The sequence below is a fragment of the Streptomyces sp. GD-15H genome (genome assembly GCF_045291515.1).
In the GTDB taxonomy this organism is placed as follows: Bacteria; Actinomycetota; Actinomycetes; order Streptomycetales; family Streptomycetaceae; genus Streptomyces.
Genome location: NZ_CP149447.1, coordinates 7,349,269 through 7,365,560 on the forward strand (window position 1 = coordinate 7,349,269; position 16,292 = coordinate 7,365,560).

Annotated in this window: 16 protein-coding genes and 1 pseudogene; 7 read left to right on the top strand and 10 right to left on the bottom strand. The window is 71.6% G+C overall.

Features of this window, described 5'->3' with window-relative positions:
• Nucleotides 1-83: 83 nt before the first annotated feature.
• Genes WJ438_RS34700 through WJ438_RS34715 form a run of 4 tightly spaced genes read left to right on the top strand, consistent with a single transcriptional unit; the run spans nucleotide 84 to nucleotide 4,163 of the window.
• Complete coding sequence (locus tag WJ438_RS34700) at nucleotides 84-854, top strand: LytR/AlgR family response regulator transcription factor (protein ID WP_406728713.1); 771 nt, start codon at nucleotides 84-86, stop codon at nucleotides 852-854.
• A 9-nt stretch (nucleotides 855-863) separates the two neighbouring features.
• Nucleotides 864-1,223 carry a hypothetical protein gene (locus tag WJ438_RS34705; protein WP_406728714.1) on the top strand — a complete coding sequence of 120 codons (360 nt, stop codon included), beginning with the start codon at nucleotides 864-866 and terminating at the stop codon, nucleotides 1,221-1,223.
• A gap of 25 nt (nucleotides 1,224-1,248) precedes the next feature.
• Nucleotides 1,249-2,961 carry a cation acetate symporter gene (locus WJ438_RS34710; RefSeq protein ID WP_406728715.1) on the top strand — a complete coding sequence of 571 codons (1,713 nt, stop codon included), beginning with the start codon at nucleotides 1,249-1,251 and terminating at the stop codon, nucleotides 2,959-2,961.
• Nucleotides 2,958-4,163: a sensor histidine kinase gene (locus WJ438_RS34715; protein ID WP_406728716.1), complete on the top strand. Its 1,206-nt coding sequence runs from the start codon at nucleotides 2,958-2,960 to the stop codon at nucleotides 4,161-4,163. Before WJ438_RS34710 ends, WJ438_RS34715 begins: the two co-directional genes overlap by 4 nt.
• A gap of 21 nt (nucleotides 4,164-4,184) precedes the next feature.
• On the opposite strand, the gene WJ438_RS34720 is transcribed toward WJ438_RS34715, so the two are convergent.
• From WJ438_RS34720 to WJ438_RS34740, 5 genes are all read right to left on the bottom strand, one after another.
• Nucleotides 4,185-4,361, bottom strand: a complete 177-nt coding sequence (locus tag WJ438_RS34720) for a hypothetical protein (protein ID WP_406728717.1) — start codon at nucleotides 4,359-4,361, stop codon at nucleotides 4,185-4,187.
• Nucleotides 4,362-4,480: 119 nt separating this feature from the next.
• Nucleotides 4,481-5,431, bottom strand: a complete 951-nt coding sequence (locus WJ438_RS34725; RefSeq protein WP_406728718.1) for a cytochrome c oxidase assembly protein — start codon at nucleotides 5,429-5,431, stop codon at nucleotides 4,481-4,483.
• Nucleotides 5,432-5,608: 177 nt separating this feature from the next.
• The gene (locus tag WJ438_RS34730; protein WP_406728719.1) at nucleotides 5,609-6,634 is read right to left on the bottom strand and encodes a 6-phosphofructokinase; all 1,026 of its coding nucleotides are present in this window, start codon (nucleotides 6,632-6,634) and stop codon (nucleotides 5,609-5,611) included.
• Between the two features lie 247 nt (nucleotides 6,635-6,881).
• Nucleotides 6,882-7,610: a type 1 glutamine amidotransferase gene (locus WJ438_RS34735; RefSeq protein ID WP_406728720.1), complete on the bottom strand. Its 729-nt coding sequence runs from the start codon at nucleotides 7,608-7,610 to the stop codon at nucleotides 6,882-6,884.
• A gap of 43 nt (nucleotides 7,611-7,653) precedes the next feature.
• The gene (locus tag WJ438_RS34740; protein WP_406728721.1) at nucleotides 7,654-8,892 is read right to left on the bottom strand and encodes a MurT ligase domain-containing protein; all 1,239 of its coding nucleotides are present in this window, start codon (nucleotides 8,890-8,892) and stop codon (nucleotides 7,654-7,656) included.
• A 148-nt stretch (nucleotides 8,893-9,040) separates the two neighbouring features.
• On the opposite strand from WJ438_RS34740, the gene def reads away from it, so the two are divergent.
• Nucleotides 9,041-9,586, top strand: a complete 546-nt coding sequence (gene def, locus WJ438_RS34745) for a peptide deformylase (RefSeq protein ID WP_406728722.1) — start codon at nucleotides 9,041-9,043, stop codon at nucleotides 9,584-9,586.
• Nucleotides 9,587-9,589: 3 nt separating this feature from the next.
• On the opposite strand, the gene WJ438_RS34750 is transcribed toward def, so the two are convergent.
• Nucleotides 9,590-10,231: a TetR family transcriptional regulator gene (locus WJ438_RS34750; protein ID WP_406728723.1), complete on the bottom strand. Its 642-nt coding sequence runs from the start codon at nucleotides 10,229-10,231 to the stop codon at nucleotides 9,590-9,592.
• Nucleotides 10,232-10,401: 170 nt separating this feature from the next.
• Here WJ438_RS34750 and WJ438_RS34755 point away from each other — a divergent pair.
• Both WJ438_RS34755 and WJ438_RS34760 read left to right on the top strand, forming a co-directional pair.
• Nucleotides 10,402-11,662, top strand: a pseudogene (locus WJ438_RS34755) (acyl-CoA dehydrogenase family protein).
• A 185-nt stretch (nucleotides 11,663-11,847) separates the two neighbouring features.
• On the top strand, nucleotides 11,848-12,510 hold the full coding sequence (locus WJ438_RS34760; protein ID WP_406728724.1) for a transcriptional regulator: 663 nt from the start codon (nucleotides 11,848-11,850) through the stop codon (nucleotides 12,508-12,510).
• A 33-nt stretch (nucleotides 12,511-12,543) separates the two neighbouring features.
• Here WJ438_RS34760 and WJ438_RS34765 read toward each other — a convergent pair whose 3' ends face one another.
• The 4 genes from WJ438_RS34765 to WJ438_RS34780 form a co-directional block, all read right to left on the bottom strand.
• Nucleotides 12,544-12,780 carry a DUF6213 family protein gene (locus tag WJ438_RS34765; RefSeq protein ID WP_406728725.1) on the bottom strand — a complete coding sequence of 79 codons (237 nt, stop codon included), beginning with the start codon at nucleotides 12,778-12,780 and terminating at the stop codon, nucleotides 12,544-12,546.
• A gap of 25 nt (nucleotides 12,781-12,805) precedes the next feature.
• Complete coding sequence (locus tag WJ438_RS34770; protein WP_406728726.1) at nucleotides 12,806-14,191, bottom strand: NADP-dependent succinic semialdehyde dehydrogenase; 1,386 nt, start codon at nucleotides 14,189-14,191, stop codon at nucleotides 12,806-12,808.
• Nucleotides 14,192-14,268: 77 nt separating this feature from the next.
• Entirely contained in the window at nucleotides 14,269-14,733 is a 465-nt protein-coding gene (locus WJ438_RS34775) for an NUDIX domain-containing protein (RefSeq protein ID WP_406728727.1), read from the bottom strand.
• Nucleotides 14,730-16,268, bottom strand: a complete 1,539-nt coding sequence (locus tag WJ438_RS34780) for an ATP-dependent DNA ligase (RefSeq protein ID WP_406728728.1) — start codon at nucleotides 16,266-16,268, stop codon at nucleotides 14,730-14,732. The genes WJ438_RS34775 and WJ438_RS34780 overlap by 4 nt, the downstream gene beginning before the upstream one ends.
• Nucleotides 16,269-16,292: the final 24 nt, after the last annotated feature.

The window sequence follows — 16,292 nt, forward strand, 5'->3', positions numbered from 1 at the left end:
GCGGGCCCCACCACCGGATCTTGCGGGAACGCCCACGTCCGGCACATGTCCAGGCGTGAAATTCCCCCCTAGACTCCACCTTCATGCTGCGCGCTCTGGCCGTCGACGACGAACGCCCCTCGCTGGAGGAACTGCTCTACCTGCTGCACGCGGACCCCCGCATCGGCAGTGCCGAGGGCGCCGGTGACGCGACCGAGGCGCTGCGCCGCATCAACCGCGCCCTGGAGTCCGGGCCCGACGGACCCGAGGCCATCGACGTCGTCTTCCTCGACATCCAGATGCCCGGTCTCGACGGACTCGACCTCGCCCGGCTGCTCGGCGGGTTCGCCCGGCCGCCACTCGTCGTGTTCGTCACCGCCCACGAGGACTTCGCCGTGCAGGCGTTCGACCTCAAGGCCGTCGACTACGTCCTCAAGCCCGTCCGCAAGGAGCGGCTGGCCGAAGCGGTCCGCCGCGTCGTCGAACCGCGCGCCGCGGCACAGCGCGGCAGCACCCCGCGCATCCCCGTGCACGAACCCGACCCGGACCACATAGCCGTCGAACTCGGCGGTGTGACCCGCTTCGTCGCCGTCGAGGACATCACGCACGTGGAGGCCCAGGGCGACTACGCCCGCCTGCACACCGACCGCGGCAGCCACCTCGTACGGATACCGCTGTCCACCCTGGAGGAACGCTGGCGCTCGCGCGGCTTCGTCCGCATCCACCGCCGCCACCTGGTCGCCCTGCGCCACATCGGGGAACTCCGGCTCGACGCGGGCACCGTGAGCGTCCTGATCGGCTCGGAGGAACTCCAGGTCAGCCGACGGCACACCCGTGAACTGCGGGACCTGCTGATGCGCCGGACCACCAGCTAGGGGGACGGCATGCCCCAGGACCCGACCGAACGCCGCGTGGTCGTCACCGGCCCGCCCCGCAGTGCCCGCCGCGCCTTCGGCTACTACCGCCCGCGGACCGAGATCGACGAGCAGACCACCCTCGGCCACACCTACGTCCGCTCCCTGATGCGCATCCAACTGCGCACCGGTCTGACCGTGTTCGCGATCCTCGTGCTGCTCATCGGCCCGCTCCCGCTGGTCTTCGCCGCGGCCCCGGACGCCCGACGGCTGGAATGGGTGATCCTCGGCTTCGGGCTGTACCCCCCACTGGTCCTGCTCGCCCGCTGGTACGTGCGCCGCGCCGAACGCAACGAACGCGATTTCGTGCGGCTCGTCGAGGACCGCTGAGGGCGGGGAACGGAACGCCGGCACCGTGAACTCCAGTTACGCCGTCCCCGCCGTCGCCCTCGTCGTCCTGGCGACCGTCCTCGTCGGCGCCTTCGGCCTGCGCATCTCCCGCACCACCTCCGACTTCTACGTCGCCTCCCGCACCGTCGGCCCCCGCCTGAACGCCGCCGCCATCAGCGGCGAGTACCTCTCCGCCGCGTCCTTCCTGGGCATCGCGGGCCTCGTCCTGGTCCAGGGCCCGGACATGCTCTGGTACCCGGTGGGCTACACCGCCGGCTACCTGGTCCTGCTGCTGTTCGTCGCCGCCCCGCTGCGCCGCTCCGGCGCCTACACGCTGCCCGACTTCGCGGAGGCACGCCTCGCCTCGCAGGCGGTGCGGCGGCTCGCGGGCGCCTTCGTCGTCGGCGTCGGCTGGCTGTACCTGCTGCCCCAGCTCCAGGGCGCGGGACTCACCCTGACCGTGCTCACCGGCGCTCCCGGCTGGCTCGGCGGAGTGATCGTCGCCGTCGTGGTCACCGTCATCGTCGCCGCCGGCGGCATGCGCAGCATCACCTTCGTGCAGGCCTTCCAGTACTGGCTCAAGCTCACCGCCCTGTTCGTGCCCGGACTGTTCCTGGTCCTCGCCTGGCAGAGCGACGGGGCGCCCAGCCACGCCTTCGACGAACCCGCCGCCTTCCGCGAACAGCGTGTCGTCCGCATCGACGACACCCTCGACCTGCGGCTCGCCGTGCCGCTGACCGTGACCGTGGACGGCACCGTCGACGGCCGCCCGCACGCCGGCACCGAACTCCGCCTGCCCGCCGGCACCCACCGCATCGACGGCGGCACCCGGCTGACCTTCGCCGAGGGAGCCGAGGTCCCGGCCGCCGGGCGGGGCGCCGACGACGCCCTGTCGCCCTCGCGGGCCGAGTCCCGCGAGGAACGCCCGCTGTACGCCACGTACGGGCTGATCCTCGCCACCTTCCTCGGCACCATGGGCCTGCCGCACGTGGTGGTCCGCTACTACACCAGCCCGCACGGCGTCGCCGCCCGCCGCACCACCGTCGCCGTCCTCGGCCTGATCGGCGCCTTCTACCTGCTGCCCCCGGTCTACGGAGCCCTCGGCCGTCTGTACGCCCCCGACCTCACCCTCACCGGCAGCGCGGACGCCGCCGTGCTCCTGCTGCCCGGACGCATGATCGGGGGAGTGGGCGGCGACCTGCTCGGCGCGCTGGTCGCCGGGGGCGCCTTCGCCGCGTTCCTGTCCACGGCGTCCGGGCTGACCATGGCCGTGGCCGGCGTGATCACCCAAGATGTCCTGCCCTCACGCGGCGTACGGCACTTCCGGCTCGGCACGCTGCTCGCCATGGCCGTTCCGCTCGGGGCGAGCATCCTGGTCGGCGGGCTGCCGGTGGCCGACGCGGTCGGGCTCGCCTTCGCCGTGTCGGCGTCCTCGTTCTGCCCGCTGCTCGTCCTCGGTATCTGGTGGCGCCGGCTCACCCCGCCCGGGGCGGCGGTCGGCATGCTGGTCGGGGGCGGCTCCGCCTTCGCCGCCGTCGCCGCGACCATGGCCGGCTTCCCGGGCCGGGGCGCACTGCACGCGCTGCTCGCCTGGCCGGCCCTGTGGTCGGTGCCGCTGGGCTTCCTCACCATGATCCTGGTCTCCCTGGCCACCCCGGGCCGGGTGCCGCCCGGCACGGCGGCGGTGCTCGCCCGGTTCCACCTGCCGGAGGAACTACGGACGGAGGCGTCCAAGTGAGTGGATTCCTGGCGGGCCTGTGCGTCGCCGTACTGCCCCTGCTGGCCGCGGGCTTCTGGCTCGGCCGGCGCACCGCCCGGCCCGCCAGTCTCGCCGGGCTCGGCACGCCCGTCGAGCACGCCACCTTCGAGACCCTGCACACCGCCTCCCTGGCCACACCCCCGCTCCGGGCGGGCCTGACCGAGGAGACCGCCGGCAGATCCGCCCGCAAGCTGCGCTCCCTGCTCGGCACCGACGCCCTGTGCCTCACGGACCGTGAGCAGGTCCTCGTCTGGGACGGCGCCGGCGCCCACCACCGCACCGAGATCATGCAACGACTGGCCGGGCCCCTCGATTCCGGCCGCGGTGAGGCGTTCCCGCTCAGCTGCGACATCCCCGACTGCGCGGTGCGGTGGGCCGTCGTCGCCCCGCTCACCGTCGACGACCGGGTGCACGGCGCGCTCGTCGCCTGCGCGCCCCGCGAGTCCGCGGTCCTGGTCAGGGCGGCCGGAGAGGTGGCCCGCTGGGTCTCCGTCCAGCTCGAACTGGCCGACCTCGACCAGTCCCGCACCCGCCTCATCGAGGCCGAGATCAGGGCGCTGCGGGCACAGATCTCCCCGCACTTCATCTTCAACTCGCTCGCCGTGATCGCCTCGTTCGTCCGCACCGACCCCGAGCGCGCCCGCGAACTGCTACTGGAGTTCGCCGACTTCACCCGCTACTCGTTCCGCAGGCACGGCGACTTCACCACCCTCGCCGACGAACTCCACGCCATCGACCACTATCTGGCACTGGTCCGCGCCCGCTTCGGCGACCGCCTCTCCGTCACCCTGCAGATCGCCCCCGAGGTGCTGCCGGTCGCGCTGCCCTTCCTCTGCCTGCAACCGCTCGTCGAGAACGCCGTCAAGCACGGCCTCGAGGGCAAGGCCGACAAGTGCCACATCCAGATCACCGCACAGGACGCCGGCGCCGAAGCCCTCGTGGTGATCGAGGACGACGGCGCCGGAATGGACCCCGGCCTGCTGCGGCGTATTCTCGCCCGCGAGGTTGACCACACGGGCGGCATCGGCCTGTCCAACGTCGACGACCGGCTCCGCCAGGTCTACGGCGACGACTACGGCCTCGTCATCGAGACCGCGGTGGGCGCGGGCATGAGGGTCACCGTCCGGCTGCCGAAGTACCAGCCGGGCGTGCACCTGGCGGGGCGGCTCACGCCGAAGTGAGCGCCGAACGCCACGGGCAGCTCAGGCGCTGCGCGTGGCGACCATTCCGAGGGTGACCAGTCCCAGGACGACCCAGCCGAACCACAGCCATCCGTTGCTGCCGAGCGCCACCGTGTAGGCCGTCACGGCGACGAGGCCGCCGACGGTGAGCACTCCCATGGTCTTCGTCGAGTGTGAACCGTTACTGGAACCGGGCATCGCGACACCCTCCTCATGGTTCGGTTTCCCTCCATGGTGCCCCGGTTCTGCCGTAATGGCCCTCACGACGACATGGTGTGCTGATTTCCCACGCCCCTCACCGCTCCACGGCAGGGGACTCAGTTCCCGTGTGCGTGCAGCGAGGCCAGATAGGCGTTGTACGCCTGGAGCTCCTTGTCGCCGTCGCGGTCCGCGGCGCGGTCGGTGCGCCTGGCCTGCCGCTTTTCCGAGGCGTACCACTGGAAGAGCAGCGCGATCAGCACCAGCACGGACGGGACCTCGCTGAACGCCCAGGCGATACCGCCGGCCGCGTTCTGGTCGGAGAGCGCGTCGATGCCGAGCGAGGCCGGCGGGTTCTGGAACGTGGTGACCATCGGCGTGGACGCCATCATCAGGGCGATGCCGAAGAACGCGTGGAACGGCATGCCCGCGAACAGCTCCAGCATCCGCATGAGGTAGCCCGGCCGGTGCGGGCCCGGGTCCACGCCCATGATCGGCCAGAAGAAGACCAGACCGACGGCGAGGAAGTGCACCATCATCGCGATGTGCCCCACCTGGGAGCCCATCAGGGCGTCGAACAGCGGGGTGAAGTACAGCCCGTACAGGCTTGCGATGAACATCGGGATGGTGAACACCGGGTGGGTGACGACGCGCATGTAGCGGCTGTGCAGCAGCATCAGCAGCAGTTCGCGCGGTCCCTTGCGCCCGCGTCCCGCCGGCGGCAGCGCGCGCAGCGCCAGGGTGATCGGGGCGCCGAGCAGGATCAGGATGGGCGACACCATGCTGATCATCATGTGCTGCACCATGTGCACGCTGAAGATGACCATGCCGTAGTCGTTCAGCTTCGTGCACATCATGAGCCCGATGCTCAGCACTCCGAGGACGAACGAGACGGTCCGCCCCACCGGCCACTTGTCGCCGCGCCGTACCAGGCGCACCACCGCCCAGCCGTACAGCGCCAGCCCCAGTAGGCAGGCGACGAGGAAGAACGGGTCCGCCGACCAGCCGAGTCCTCGCTCCAGCGTGAACGGCGGCAGATCCATGGTCATGCCGTGCCCGCTGTGATCCATCCGCCGGCTCCTGATTCGTGGGGGTTGTGTGCTGTCTGTCCGCACCAGACTAGAACCGCCCCCCGCCGCGACTGCGGCCGGGGGCGGTTCTGCTCACAGGTACCGCGGGAGGCCACGGGCACAGGACGTCACGGACACTGCGGGACGTCCCCCAGGTACTACAGGGCGTCACAGGTGCTACAGAACGTACTCCGCCTCTGCGTAGCGGTCCTCGGGCACCGTTTTCAGCGTCTCGACGGCCTCCGCGAGCGACACCGTCACGATGTCCGTCCCGCGCAGCGCCGTCATCATCCCGAACTCCCCGCGGTGCGCGGCCTCCACGGCGTGCCAGCCGAAGCGGGTGGCCAGTACCCTGTCGTACGCCGTCGGCGTTCCCCCGCGCTGAGTGTGCCCGAGGATCACCGGACGCGCCTCCTTGCCGAGCCGCGACTCCAGCTCCACGGAGAGCTGCCGCGCGATCCCGGCGAACCGCTCGTGGCCGTAGACGTCCTTGCCGCCCTCGTCGAAGTCCATGGTCCCGGCCTTCGGCTTGGCGCCCTCCGCGGCGACCACGACGGCGAACCGCTTGCCCGCAGAGAACCGCGCGCCGACCGCCGCGGTCAGCTCCTCGATGTCGAAGGGCCGCTCGGGCACCACGATCGCGTGGGCACCGGCCGCCATGCCGGAGTGCAGGGCGATCCAGCCCGTGTGACGGCCCATGACCTCCACGATGAGCACCCGCTGGTGGGACTCGGCGGTCGTCTTCAGCCGGTCCAGCGCCTCGGTCGCCACTCCGACGGCCGTGTCGAAGCCGAAGGTGACGTCGGTGACAGCGATGTCGTTGTCGATGGTCTTCGGGACGCCCACTATCGGCAGGCCGTGGTCCGACAGCAGCCGGGCCGCCTTCAGCGTGCCCTCACCACCGATCGGGATGATCGCGTCGAGGCCGAGTTCCCGGACATGGCCCCTGGCCCGTTCCACACCGTCCCGCAGATGCTCGGGACGGACTCGGGAGGAGCCGAGGATGGTGCCGCCACGGGCGAGGATGCCCCCCACCGCGTCGAGGTCGAGCTTGAGGTAGTCGCACTCCAGGAGGCCCTTCCAGCCGTCCCGGAAGCCGATGACCTCGTCGCCGTGGTCGACGACCGCGCGGTGCACGACGGACCGGATGACGGCGTTCAGACCGGGGCAGTCTCCGCCGGACGTGAGGACACCAATGCGCATAGCCCGAAACAACCTTCTCGCCGTGGGCCGGGACCGGACCGCGTCGTCCGGCTCGATCCCCGCCACCCTAGCGGCATCCGGGGGTGGGTCCGAAGCACGCGTCCGCCTACTGGACGAGCCCGCTCACCTGTGCGGACCAGCCGTCAGACGGGCCGGTGACGCCCCTCCGACACCCGGCCGGCGCCCCGGTGTCCGCGAGCTCGCGGACACCGGGGCGCCGGCCGGGGCGGACGTCGTGGCGCGGGTCCTACGCGGGCTGCTGCGAGGCCGCGATGCGCTCGTTCCGCAGCGCCTCGTACCAGTGGTCGTCGGTCGGCGGCAGCGCGTTGACGTCGAGCGCCAGCTTCAGCAGCAGGTCCGCGATCTGCGGGTTGCGGGCCAGCACCGGACCGTGCATGTACGTGCCGAACACGGTGTCGTTGTAGGCGCCCTCGGTGCCGTCCCCCGTGCCGTTGCCGTTGCCGAAGCGCACCCGGGCGAGCGGGCGGGCCGTCGGGCCGAGGTGGGTGACGCCCTGGTGGTTCTCGAAGCCGGTCAGCGGCGGCAGGCCGAGCGGCGTGTCGATGTCCCCCAGCACGTCGCCGACGCACCGGGCGCCCTCGCCGCGCACCGAGACGACGTCGAGCAGGCCGAGGCCGGGCTCCCGCTGGCCGAGGTCGTTGATGAACTCGTGGCCGAGGATCTGGTAGCCGGCGCACACCGAGAACACGATCGCGCCGTTCTCCACCGCCCGGTGCAGTCCGCCGTCCCGGCGCAGCCGCTCGGCCGCGAGCCGCTGTGGACGGTCCTCACCGCCGCCGATCAGATAGATGTCGCCGGAGGTCGGGATCGGCTGGTCGCTGCGCACGTCGAGCCGGGCCACGTCGAGGCCGCGCTGGCGGGCCCGGCGCTCCACGACGAGCACGTTGCCCTGGTCGCCGTAGGTGCTGAGCAGGTCGGGGTAGATCCACACGATCCGCAGACCGTTGTCGCTCATGAAGTCACTGTCCTTGTGAGTACGTCGCGATACGTCGCCCGCGTCAGTTGCCGACGCGGCGGCGCAGGTCCTGGAACGCGGTGTAGTTGGCGATGACCTCGATCCGGCCCGGCGGGCACTGCTGCAGCGCCTGGCCGAGGTCCTCGCAGACCTGGAACTGCTGGTTCGCGACCTCGAGCCGCACCGCGAGGTCCAGCTTCCGGTCGCCGAGGACGACGATCGGATGACCGGTCAGCCGGGTGTAGTCGACGTCCCACAGCCAGGAGGTGTCGGTGCCGTCGGCGGAGCGGGCGTTCACCGAGAGGATCACCGGGGTGGGCGGCGGATCGATGAGGGAGAACGTCTCCAGCCAGCCCGCGGGATTCTTGGCGAGCAGCAGCCGCAGGTCACGGCCCTGGTGCTGGACGACGTCGTAGCGGCCGGCCACGGCCTGCACCTGGTACATGCGCTCCAGGGCGACCTGCGGCGGCACCCCGAACACCGCGGCGACGGCCGCGGAGCTCGTGGCGTTGGCCTTGTTGGCGCGGCCCGGAAGCTGGAGGTGGATCGGCCAGGCGGAGCCGTGCGGGTCGAGGACGTGGTCGCCGGAGAGCGCCCAGGACGGGGTGGGCCTGCGGAAGCCGCACTCGCCGCAGAACCAGTCGTCGCCGGGGCGCTGCATCACACCGCCGCAGGACGGGCACGACCAGGCGTCGTCCTTCCACATCTGGCCCGCGGCGACCCAGATCACATTGGGGGAGGAGGAGGCGGCCCACACCACCAGCGGATCGTCGCAGTTGGCGACGATGACCGCCTTCGAGCCGGCCAGGCCCTCGCGCCAGTTCTCCGCGAGCATACGGGTCTCGCCGGCCCGGTCGAGCTGGTCGCGGGAGAGGTTGAGCAGGGCGATGCATTTGGGGTCGGTGTCCCGGGCGACGCCGGCGAGGTACTTCTCGTCGACCTCGATGACGCCGAACTTCGACTCCGAGCCGCCCGCGAGCGCCGAGGTGATACCCGCGGGCATGTTGGCGCCGAGGGCGTTGGACACGACCGGTCCCGCGGCGCGCAGGGCCTCCGCGATGAGCCGGGTGGTGGTGGTCTTGCCGTTGGTCGCGGAGACCAGGACGCAGTCCAGGTTCTGCGCGAGCCGGGCGAGGAGGTCCGGGTCGAGTTTGAGCGCCACCCGGCCGCCGATCACCGAACCGCTGCCGCGTCCCGCGGCGCGTGATGCCGCTGCGACCGCCTTGCCCGCGGTCACGGCCAGCTTGGCCCGCGGCGAGAGCGGGTCCGAGTTGCCTGCCATCAAGTCTCGATCCTCCTTGCGTACGCGCCGCGCCTGTGGCTGGCGGCCACGTGGTGTGAACCTCAGCCTATCGAGGTCCATTCGCACTCCAGAACCACGGCACCACCGATGAGACGGGCGTTGCTGGGAGGACCGTACTCTGAGCGCCATGCGACACGGTTCCATCCCGGGCGTCCACGGACGTGTCCGGCCCCTCACCCTGCTCGGCGACCCGGTGCTGCACGCACCCTGCGCGGAGGTCACCGACTTTGGTCCGGAACTGGCCCGGCTGGTGGAGGACTTGTTCGCGACGATGTACGCCGCGCGGGGTGTGGGCCTGGCCGCGAACCAGATCGGTGTGCCGCTGCGGGTGTTCGTGTACGACTGCCCGGACGACGAGGACGTCCGTCACCTGGGCCATGTGGTCAACCCGCGGCTGGTCGAGACGGACGGTGTGGTGGTGCGCGGTCCGGAGGGCTGTCTGTCCCTGCCCGGTCTGGAGGCGGGGACGGAACGTCACGACCACGCGGTCGTCGAGGGCCGCACGGTGGCCGGGGAACCGGTCACCGTGCACGGCACCGGGTTCTTCGCCCGGTGCCTGCAGCACGAGTGCGATCATCTGGAGGGCCGCGTCTACGCCGACCGGCTGACGGGCTGGCGCCACCGCAGGCTCACCCGCCAGGTGCGGCGGGCCTCCTGGAGCGGGCGCGGCTGAGGCTCAGAAGCCGGGTCCGCCGACCCGGTCGCCGGCCGCCGCCAGCCGGCCCCACAGCAGGTCGGCCAGGCTCCGCACCAATTCCGCCCGGGAGCAGGGGCGTTCGCCGAGCCACCAGTCGCCGGCCGCGTGCATCATGCCGACGATCCCGTGCCCCCAGACGCGGGCCAGCTGCTGGCTGCCCGGTCCGAGGTCCAGCCGCTCCTCGATGACCTGTGCCAGTTCCTCGCCCATGCGCCGCAGCAACGGCGCCGAGTGCTTGCCGACGTCGAAGCCCTGGTCGCCCGGTGAGCCCTCGGCCGGGTGCATCAGGAACCGGTACACCTGCGGGCGCAGCTCGATGGCCGCGAGGTAGGTGTCGAGGGTGTTCTCGACCCGCTCGCGCCGGTCCGCCGGGGCGTCCAGCGCCTCCCGCAGTGAGGCAAGGAGAGCGTCGGTGTGCCGCTGGGCCAGGGCGGCGTACAGTCCTCCCTTGTCGCCGAAGTGCCGATAGAGGATCGGCTTGGTGATGCCGGCCTCGGCGGCGATCGCGTTCATGGAGGCATGCGGGCCCTCGCGGAGCACCACCCGGTCGGCGGCCTCCAGCAACTCGCGCCGGCGGCGGTCGGCGGACCGCTGCTGATCGGTCCGCTGTGTGGTGTCCATGATCTCTCCCCACCCGTGCTGATTCGGTGACGCCTGCGCAAACTAACACTGGCGGCGTGCCGGGTCTCGGACGGATCCGGGGGTCCGGGGGAGTTGACTTTCCTTACCAGCCGGTAACAGACTGCGGGTTACCGTAAGTAACATGCACGTGCGCCGCCGCTGGAGGGGACATGGCCGAGTTCACCATGGAGCTCAACGAGGAACAGAAGGAGGTCCGTGACTGGCTCCACGGCTTCGCCGCCGATGTGATCCGCCCCGCGGCCGCCGAGTGGGACGAGCGCGAGGAGACCCCCTGGCCGGTCATCCAGGAGGCCGCCAAGGTCGGCATCTACTCCCTCGACTTCTACGCCCAGCAGTACTTCGACCCCACCGGCCTCGGTATCCCCACGGCCATGGAGGAACTGTTCTGGGGCGACGCGGGCATCGCCCTGTCGATCGTCGGCACCGGTCTCGCCGCCGTCGGCGTCCTCGCCAACGGCACCGAGGAGCAGATCGGCACCTGGATCCCGCAGATGTACGGCGACGCCGACGACGTCAAGCTCGCCGCCTTCTGCTCCTCCGAGCCCGACGCCGGTTCCGACGTGGCCTCCATGCGCACCCGCGCGGTGTACGACGAGGCCAAGGACGAGTGGGTGATCAACGGCACCAAGACCTGGGCGACCAACGGCGGCATCGCCAACGTGCACGTGGTCGTCGCGGTCGTCGACCCGGAACTCGGCTCCAAGGGGCACGCCTCGTTCATCATCCCGCCGGACACCCCCGGCTGCTCCCAGGGCCAGAAGTTCCAGAAGCACGGTATCCGCGCCTCGCACACCGCCGAGGTGATCCTGGACAACGTCCGTGTGCCAGGCTCCTGCCTGCTCGGTGGCAAGGAGAAGTTCGACGAGCGCCTCGCCCGTGCCCGGGAGCGTGCCAAGCAGGGGGGCATGGGGGTCTCCCCGCTCGAGCGGAGCCGAGAGGGGGAGGGTGAAGAACGCCGCGATGGCCACCTTCGAGGCGTCCCGCCCGGCGGTCGGCGCCATGGCGGTGGGCACCGCCCGCGCCGCCTACGAGGTCGCCCTGGAGTACGCGCAGACACGCGAGCAGTTCGGCCGTCCGATCATCGACAACCAGGGTGTCGCCTTCCAACTGGCCGACATGCGCACCCAGATCGACGCCGCCCGCCTCCTGGTGTGGCGTGCCTCCTGGATGGCGGTCAACGGCAAGCCGTTCACGGCGGCCGAGGGATCGATGTCGAAGCTCTACGCCAGTGAGACGGCCAAGAAGGTCACGGCCCAGGCGATACAGATCCTCGGCGGCAACGGCTACACGCGCGAGTACCCGGTGGAGCGGATGCACCGGGACGCCGCGATCTACACCATCTTCGAGGGCACGAGCGAGATCCAGCGCCTGGTCATCGCCCGCACCCTGTCGGGCATGCCCCTCCGCTGAGACGCGGTCGCGAGGAAGAACGACGACAGAGCGGCGGTGCAGGTCATGCCGCCGGGCTGTCGTACGGCGGGGCCGTCACACCGCCGGGGCACGCCGGGTTACGTGGACCCGGCTCCTGAGGGACGATCGTGGGGAAGCCGGCCGCACGACCGGTCGGCCCATCGACCGACGCGACGGAGGCCGCGATGACACGCACGGCCGGGGAACTGCTGGAGACGATCACGCGGGAGCTGGCCCCGGATCCGCGGTCCAATCCTCTCGTGCCGCTGATCGCCCGTGGTGAGGCCGACCGGGACACCCTGGCCGCGCTCGCCCTCGAGCAGCACTGGGTGATCCCCGCCGACCGCCGGGCGTTCCAGCACCTGGCGGACAGGTCCGCGGACCAGCCGCGGGCCGCCGCGTACTTCACCGCCCTCGCCGAGGGCGAGGCGCTGGCGGCACGGCGGCTGGACGCCTTCGCCGCGGCGTGCGGTGTGGACCGGGACCGGGCCAGGACGTACGACCCCCTGCCGGGTTGCCATGCGTACCCCGCCTACATCGCCTGGCTGGCCCTCAACGCCGCGCCCGCCGACGCCGTACTCGCGGTGACCGCCAACTTCTCGGCGTGGGGCGGCTACTGCGCCACCATCGCCGAGGCGCTGCGCGCCCACTACGGCTTCACCGACGAGGCCTGCGCGTTCTTCGACTTCTTCGCCGAACCGACCCCGGACCTGGACCGGACGGCCACGGAAGCGGTCCAGGCCGCTCTGGACGCGGGCCGCCTCGACGAGAACCGTGCCCGGGGGTACGGTCATCTGCTGCAGAGCTACGAGTCGCTGTTCTGGAGGACGCTGCTGCGGCCCGTCTGACGGGGTGCCGACGGCCTCACGCCGCCGTACCGTTCAGGGCGCGCCCCCGCTGCTGTGGGCGATGCAGGCCACGTCGATCCGGTCGGCCAGCTTCGCCAGCTCGATCGTGAGCGCGGCGACCGTGTCCTCGTCGAGCCGGTCCTCCCCGGTCTCCACGAGTCGCAGCCACCGCCCGCCCACCGTGCGGAGCAATTTGCTCACGTCCGCCGCGGAGACCTGCAAGGTACCGCGGTCGTCGACGATCAGAGGCAGAGTCACTTCGCGGTTCACAGTCCGGATCGTAGTCGTGGGAACGTCACGCACCGTGCCAAACCGTGGTGATGTTGCAGAACTCGCGGATTCCGTGCCCGGACAGCTCACGCCCGTACCCGGACCGCTTGACCCCGCCGAACGGGAACGCCGGATGGGACGCCGTCATCCCGTTCACGAAGACGCCGCCCGCCTCCAGATCCCGGGCGAACCGGTCGACCTCGGCCCCGTCACGCGTCCAGACGTTCGAACTCAGGCCGAACGGGGAATCGTTGGCGATCAGTACCGCCTCGTCCAGGTCCGCCGCCCGGTACAGCGTGGCGACCGGGCCGAAGGCCTCCTCCCGGTGAATGCGCATCTCCCGGGTGATCCCGGTCAGAATGGTCGGCGGGTAGTACCAGCCGGGCCCGTCGGGCCGCTCACCGCCGCACAGCACGCCCGCCCCGGCGCGTACGGCGTCGTCGACCAGTTCCTCCAGATCGGTGCGGCCCTGCTCACTGGAGAGGGGGCCGACGTCCGTCTCCTCGTCCATCGGGTCGCCGGTCCGCAGTGCCCGCATGCCCGCGGTGAAGCGCTCGGCGAAGGAGTCGTAGACGTCCGTGTGCACGATGAAGCGCTTGGCGGCGATGCAGGACTGCCCGGTGTTCTGCACCCGCGCGGTCACCGCGACCGCCGCCGCCCGGTCCAGGTCGGCGGAGGGCATGACGACGAACGGGTCGCTGCCGCCCAGTTCCAGTACCGTCTTCTTGATCATCTCCCCGGCGGTGGAGGCGACCGCCCGCCCCGCGGGTTCGCTGCCCGTGAGGGTGGCCGCCTTGACCCGCTCGTCCCGCAGGATCTCGTCGACCGCGGCGGAACCGATGAGCAGCGTCTGGAAGCAGCCCTCTGTGAAGCCCGCCCGATGGAACAGGTCCTCCAGGTACAGAGCCGTCTGTGGCACGTTCGAGGAGTGCTTGAGCAGGCCCACGTTGCCGGCCATCAGCGCGGGCGCCGCGAACCGTACGACCTGCCACAGCGGGAAGTTCCACGGCATCACGGCGAGCACCGGGCCGAGCGGCCGGTAGCGCACCAGGACCCGGGAGGCGCCGGAGTCCTTCACGTCAAAGGCGTCGGGTTCCTCGTCGGCGAGGAGTTCCGCCGCGTGATCGGCGTACCAGTGCATCGCCTTGGCACACTTGGCGGCCTCGGCACGGGCCTGCTTGACCGGCTTGCCCATCTCGGTGGTCATCACCCGGGCGATGTTCTGCCGGTCCTCGTCGAGGAGGTCGGCGGCCCGGTGCAGTAGTCGGGCACGCTCGTCGAAGGTCGTCGTCCGGTACGTGCGGAACGTGGCCTCCGAGAGCCGGAGCCGGCGCTCGATCTCCTCCTCACCCATGGTCTGGTACGTCTTGAGCGTCTCGCCGTTCGCCGGATTCACCGTTGCGATGGGCATGGCTGGCCTCCCTCGGGACGGGCTGTGCTTCTTGACCTTCCCGCGCGGCGGTGGGCGTCGCAATGCGGAAGGGCTCCTCAGGGCGAGTGCTCCGCCAAGCGGTCGAGAAACACCGCCTGTGCCGTGACGACCAGCTCCCGGGCCCGGTCCAGGGCGAACCACTCCACCCGGTCCAGCTCGGGGAACTCCTGCGTCCGCCCCGACTTCGGCGGCCACTCCATCCGGAACGTGCCGGGGACGATCGTCGCCGGGTCGAGATCGCCCTCGACCGCCCAGGCCGTGACGGTCTTGCCGCCGGACTGCCGGACCTCACCGAGCGATACGGCCCTCCCTTCCGGAGGCGGCAGCCCCAGTTCCTCCTGGAACTCGCGGCGGGCCGCGTCCCAGACCGGCTCACCGGGGTCGTACTCGCCCTTCGGCACGGTCCAGGCACCGGCGTCCCGGCGGGCGAAGAACGGGCCGCCCATATGACCGAGCAATACCTCGAGCCCGTGACCGGTGTGTCGGAACACCAGCAGACCGGCGCTCCGGGCACCCTTCACGGCCGTACCTCGGGGTGTGCGGCGAGCAGTGTCTCCACCGTGTCCGCCTCCTGAGGGCGCTTGTCCTCGCGGTAGCGGACCACGCGGGCGAAGCGGAGGGTGATGCCGGCGGGGTAGCGGGGGGAACGCTGGAGCCCGTCGTAGGCGACCTCCACGACGAGTTCCGGGCGTACGGTGACGACGTACCCGCTCTCGTCCACGGCCAGCTCGCGCAGCCGCTCGGTCTGCCAGGCCAGCATCGTGTCGGTCAGGCCCTTGAACGTCTTGCCGAGCATGGTGAAACCGCCGTCGGCGGTGCGCGCGCCCAGATGCAGGTTCGACAGCTTGTCGGTGCGACGGCCGTGGCCCCACTCGGCCGCCAGCACCACCAGGTCGAGCGTGTGCACGGGCTTGACCTTCAGCCAGGACGCGCCGCGCCGCCCGGCGCTGTAGGGGGCGTCGAGCCCTTTGACCACGACCCCCTCGTGACCGCGCGCCAGCGTGTCGGCGAGGAACTCCTGCGCCGCCTGCACGTCCTCGGGTCCGGACACCAGCGTGCGCCGTACCCGCATGGGCTCCGGCACCAGCCGGGCCAGCTCGGCGTGCCGCTCGGTGAAGGGAAGGTCCAGCAGGTCACGGCCGTCGACGGACAGCGCGTCGAAGAAGACGGGGGCGACGGGCACGTCCCGGGCCGCCGTGGCCACGTCCGACCGGGAACCGACCCGCCCGGCGGTCTCCTGGAACGTACGGGGCCGCCCCCGCGCGTCGAACGAGATGACCTCGCCGTCCAGGACGAACCGCTCGCTCGGCAACGCCCGAGCAGCGGCCGTCACTTCGGGCAGCCTGCCGGTGATGTCGTCCAGGGTGCGGGTGTGCACGCGCACCGTGTCGCCGTCGCGGTGCACCTGGACGCGGATGCCGTCCAGTTTCTCCTCGACCGCCGCCGCCCCCAGCTTCTCGACCGCCTCGGCCACCGAGGAGGCGCTGTGCGCCAGCATCGGCAGCACGGGCCGCCCCACGGTGAGGCGGAACCGCTCCAGTGCGGCGGGGCCGTCCGCCAGCAGTGCCTCGGCCACCGTCTGCAGCGAGCCCGCCAGCATCACCGCCCGCCGCACGTCCGTCGACGGCGTCCCGGTCGCCCGCGCCAGCCCCTCCACGGCGACCGCGTCCAGGGCGCCCTGCCGGACCTCGCCGGTGAGCAGACCGAACAGGAACCGCTGCTCCTCCTCGGTGGCCGCGCCCAGCAGCTCCCCGACCAGCAGGGCCCGCTCGGCCTGCGAACCGGGGCCGGAGGTCTTGGCGAGCCGGCCGAGCAGGGTGTCGACCGCGCGCACGGTGAGGGTCGGCCGGTCGGTCGGCGCGACCGGCCGGCTCAGGGTCCTCCAGCCCACGCCGATCCGGCCCTGCGGCAGCCGGCCCGCCAGATACGGGATGACCACGGGCACGTCGTCGGCCTCCGCGTCCCGGAACAGATCGGCGAGCAGCGTGATCTTCCGGGACCGCGACGAGGTGGCGGCGACCTCCTGCGACACACGGGCCAGCCGGGACAGCAGCATGCGGCCATGGTGCTACGGAGGCCG

Bases quoted from the DNA above. Each gene is read 5' to 3' on its own strand.
- WJ438_RS34760 (WP_406728724.1), top strand. From the start codon at position 11,848: ATGACACGCACGGCCGGGGAACTGCTGGAGACGATCACGCGGGAGCTG.
- def (WP_406728722.1), top strand. From the start codon at position 9,041: ATGCGACACGGTTCCATCCCGGGCGTCCACGGACGTGTCCGGCCCCTC.
- WJ438_RS34740 (WP_406728721.1), bottom strand. From the start codon at position 8,892: ATGGCAGGCAACTCGGACCCGCTCTCGCCGCGGGCCAAGCTGGCCGTG.
- WJ438_RS34750 (WP_406728723.1), bottom strand. From the start codon at position 10,231: ATGGACACCACACAGCGGACCGATCAGCAGCGGTCCGCCGACCGCCGC.
- WJ438_RS34730 (WP_406728719.1), bottom strand. From the start codon at position 6,634: ATGCGCATTGGTGTCCTCACGTCCGGCGGAGACTGCCCCGGTCTGAAC.
- WJ438_RS34700 (WP_406728713.1), top strand. From the start codon at position 84: ATGCTGCGCGCTCTGGCCGTCGACGACGAACGCCCCTCGCTGGAGGAA.
- WJ438_RS34780 (WP_406728728.1), bottom strand. From the start codon at position 16,268: ATGCTGCTGTCCCGGCTGGCCCGTGTGTCGCAGGAGGTCGCCGCCACC.
- WJ438_RS34720 (WP_406728717.1), bottom strand. From the start codon at position 4,361: ATGCCCGGTTCCAGTAACGGTTCACACTCGACGAAGACCATGGGAGTG.
- WJ438_RS34770 (WP_406728726.1), bottom strand. From the start codon at position 14,191: ATGCCCATCGCAACGGTGAATCCGGCGAACGGCGAGACGCTCAAGACG.
- WJ438_RS34705 (WP_406728714.1), top strand. From the start codon at position 864: ATGCCCCAGGACCCGACCGAACGCCGCGTGGTCGTCACCGGCCCGCCC.
- WJ438_RS34725 (WP_406728718.1), bottom strand. From the start codon at position 5,431: ATGGATCACAGCGGGCACGGCATGACCATGGATCTGCCGCCGTTCACG.
- WJ438_RS34735 (WP_406728720.1), bottom strand. From the start codon at position 7,610: ATGAGCGACAACGGTCTGCGGATCGTGTGGATCTACCCCGACCTGCTC.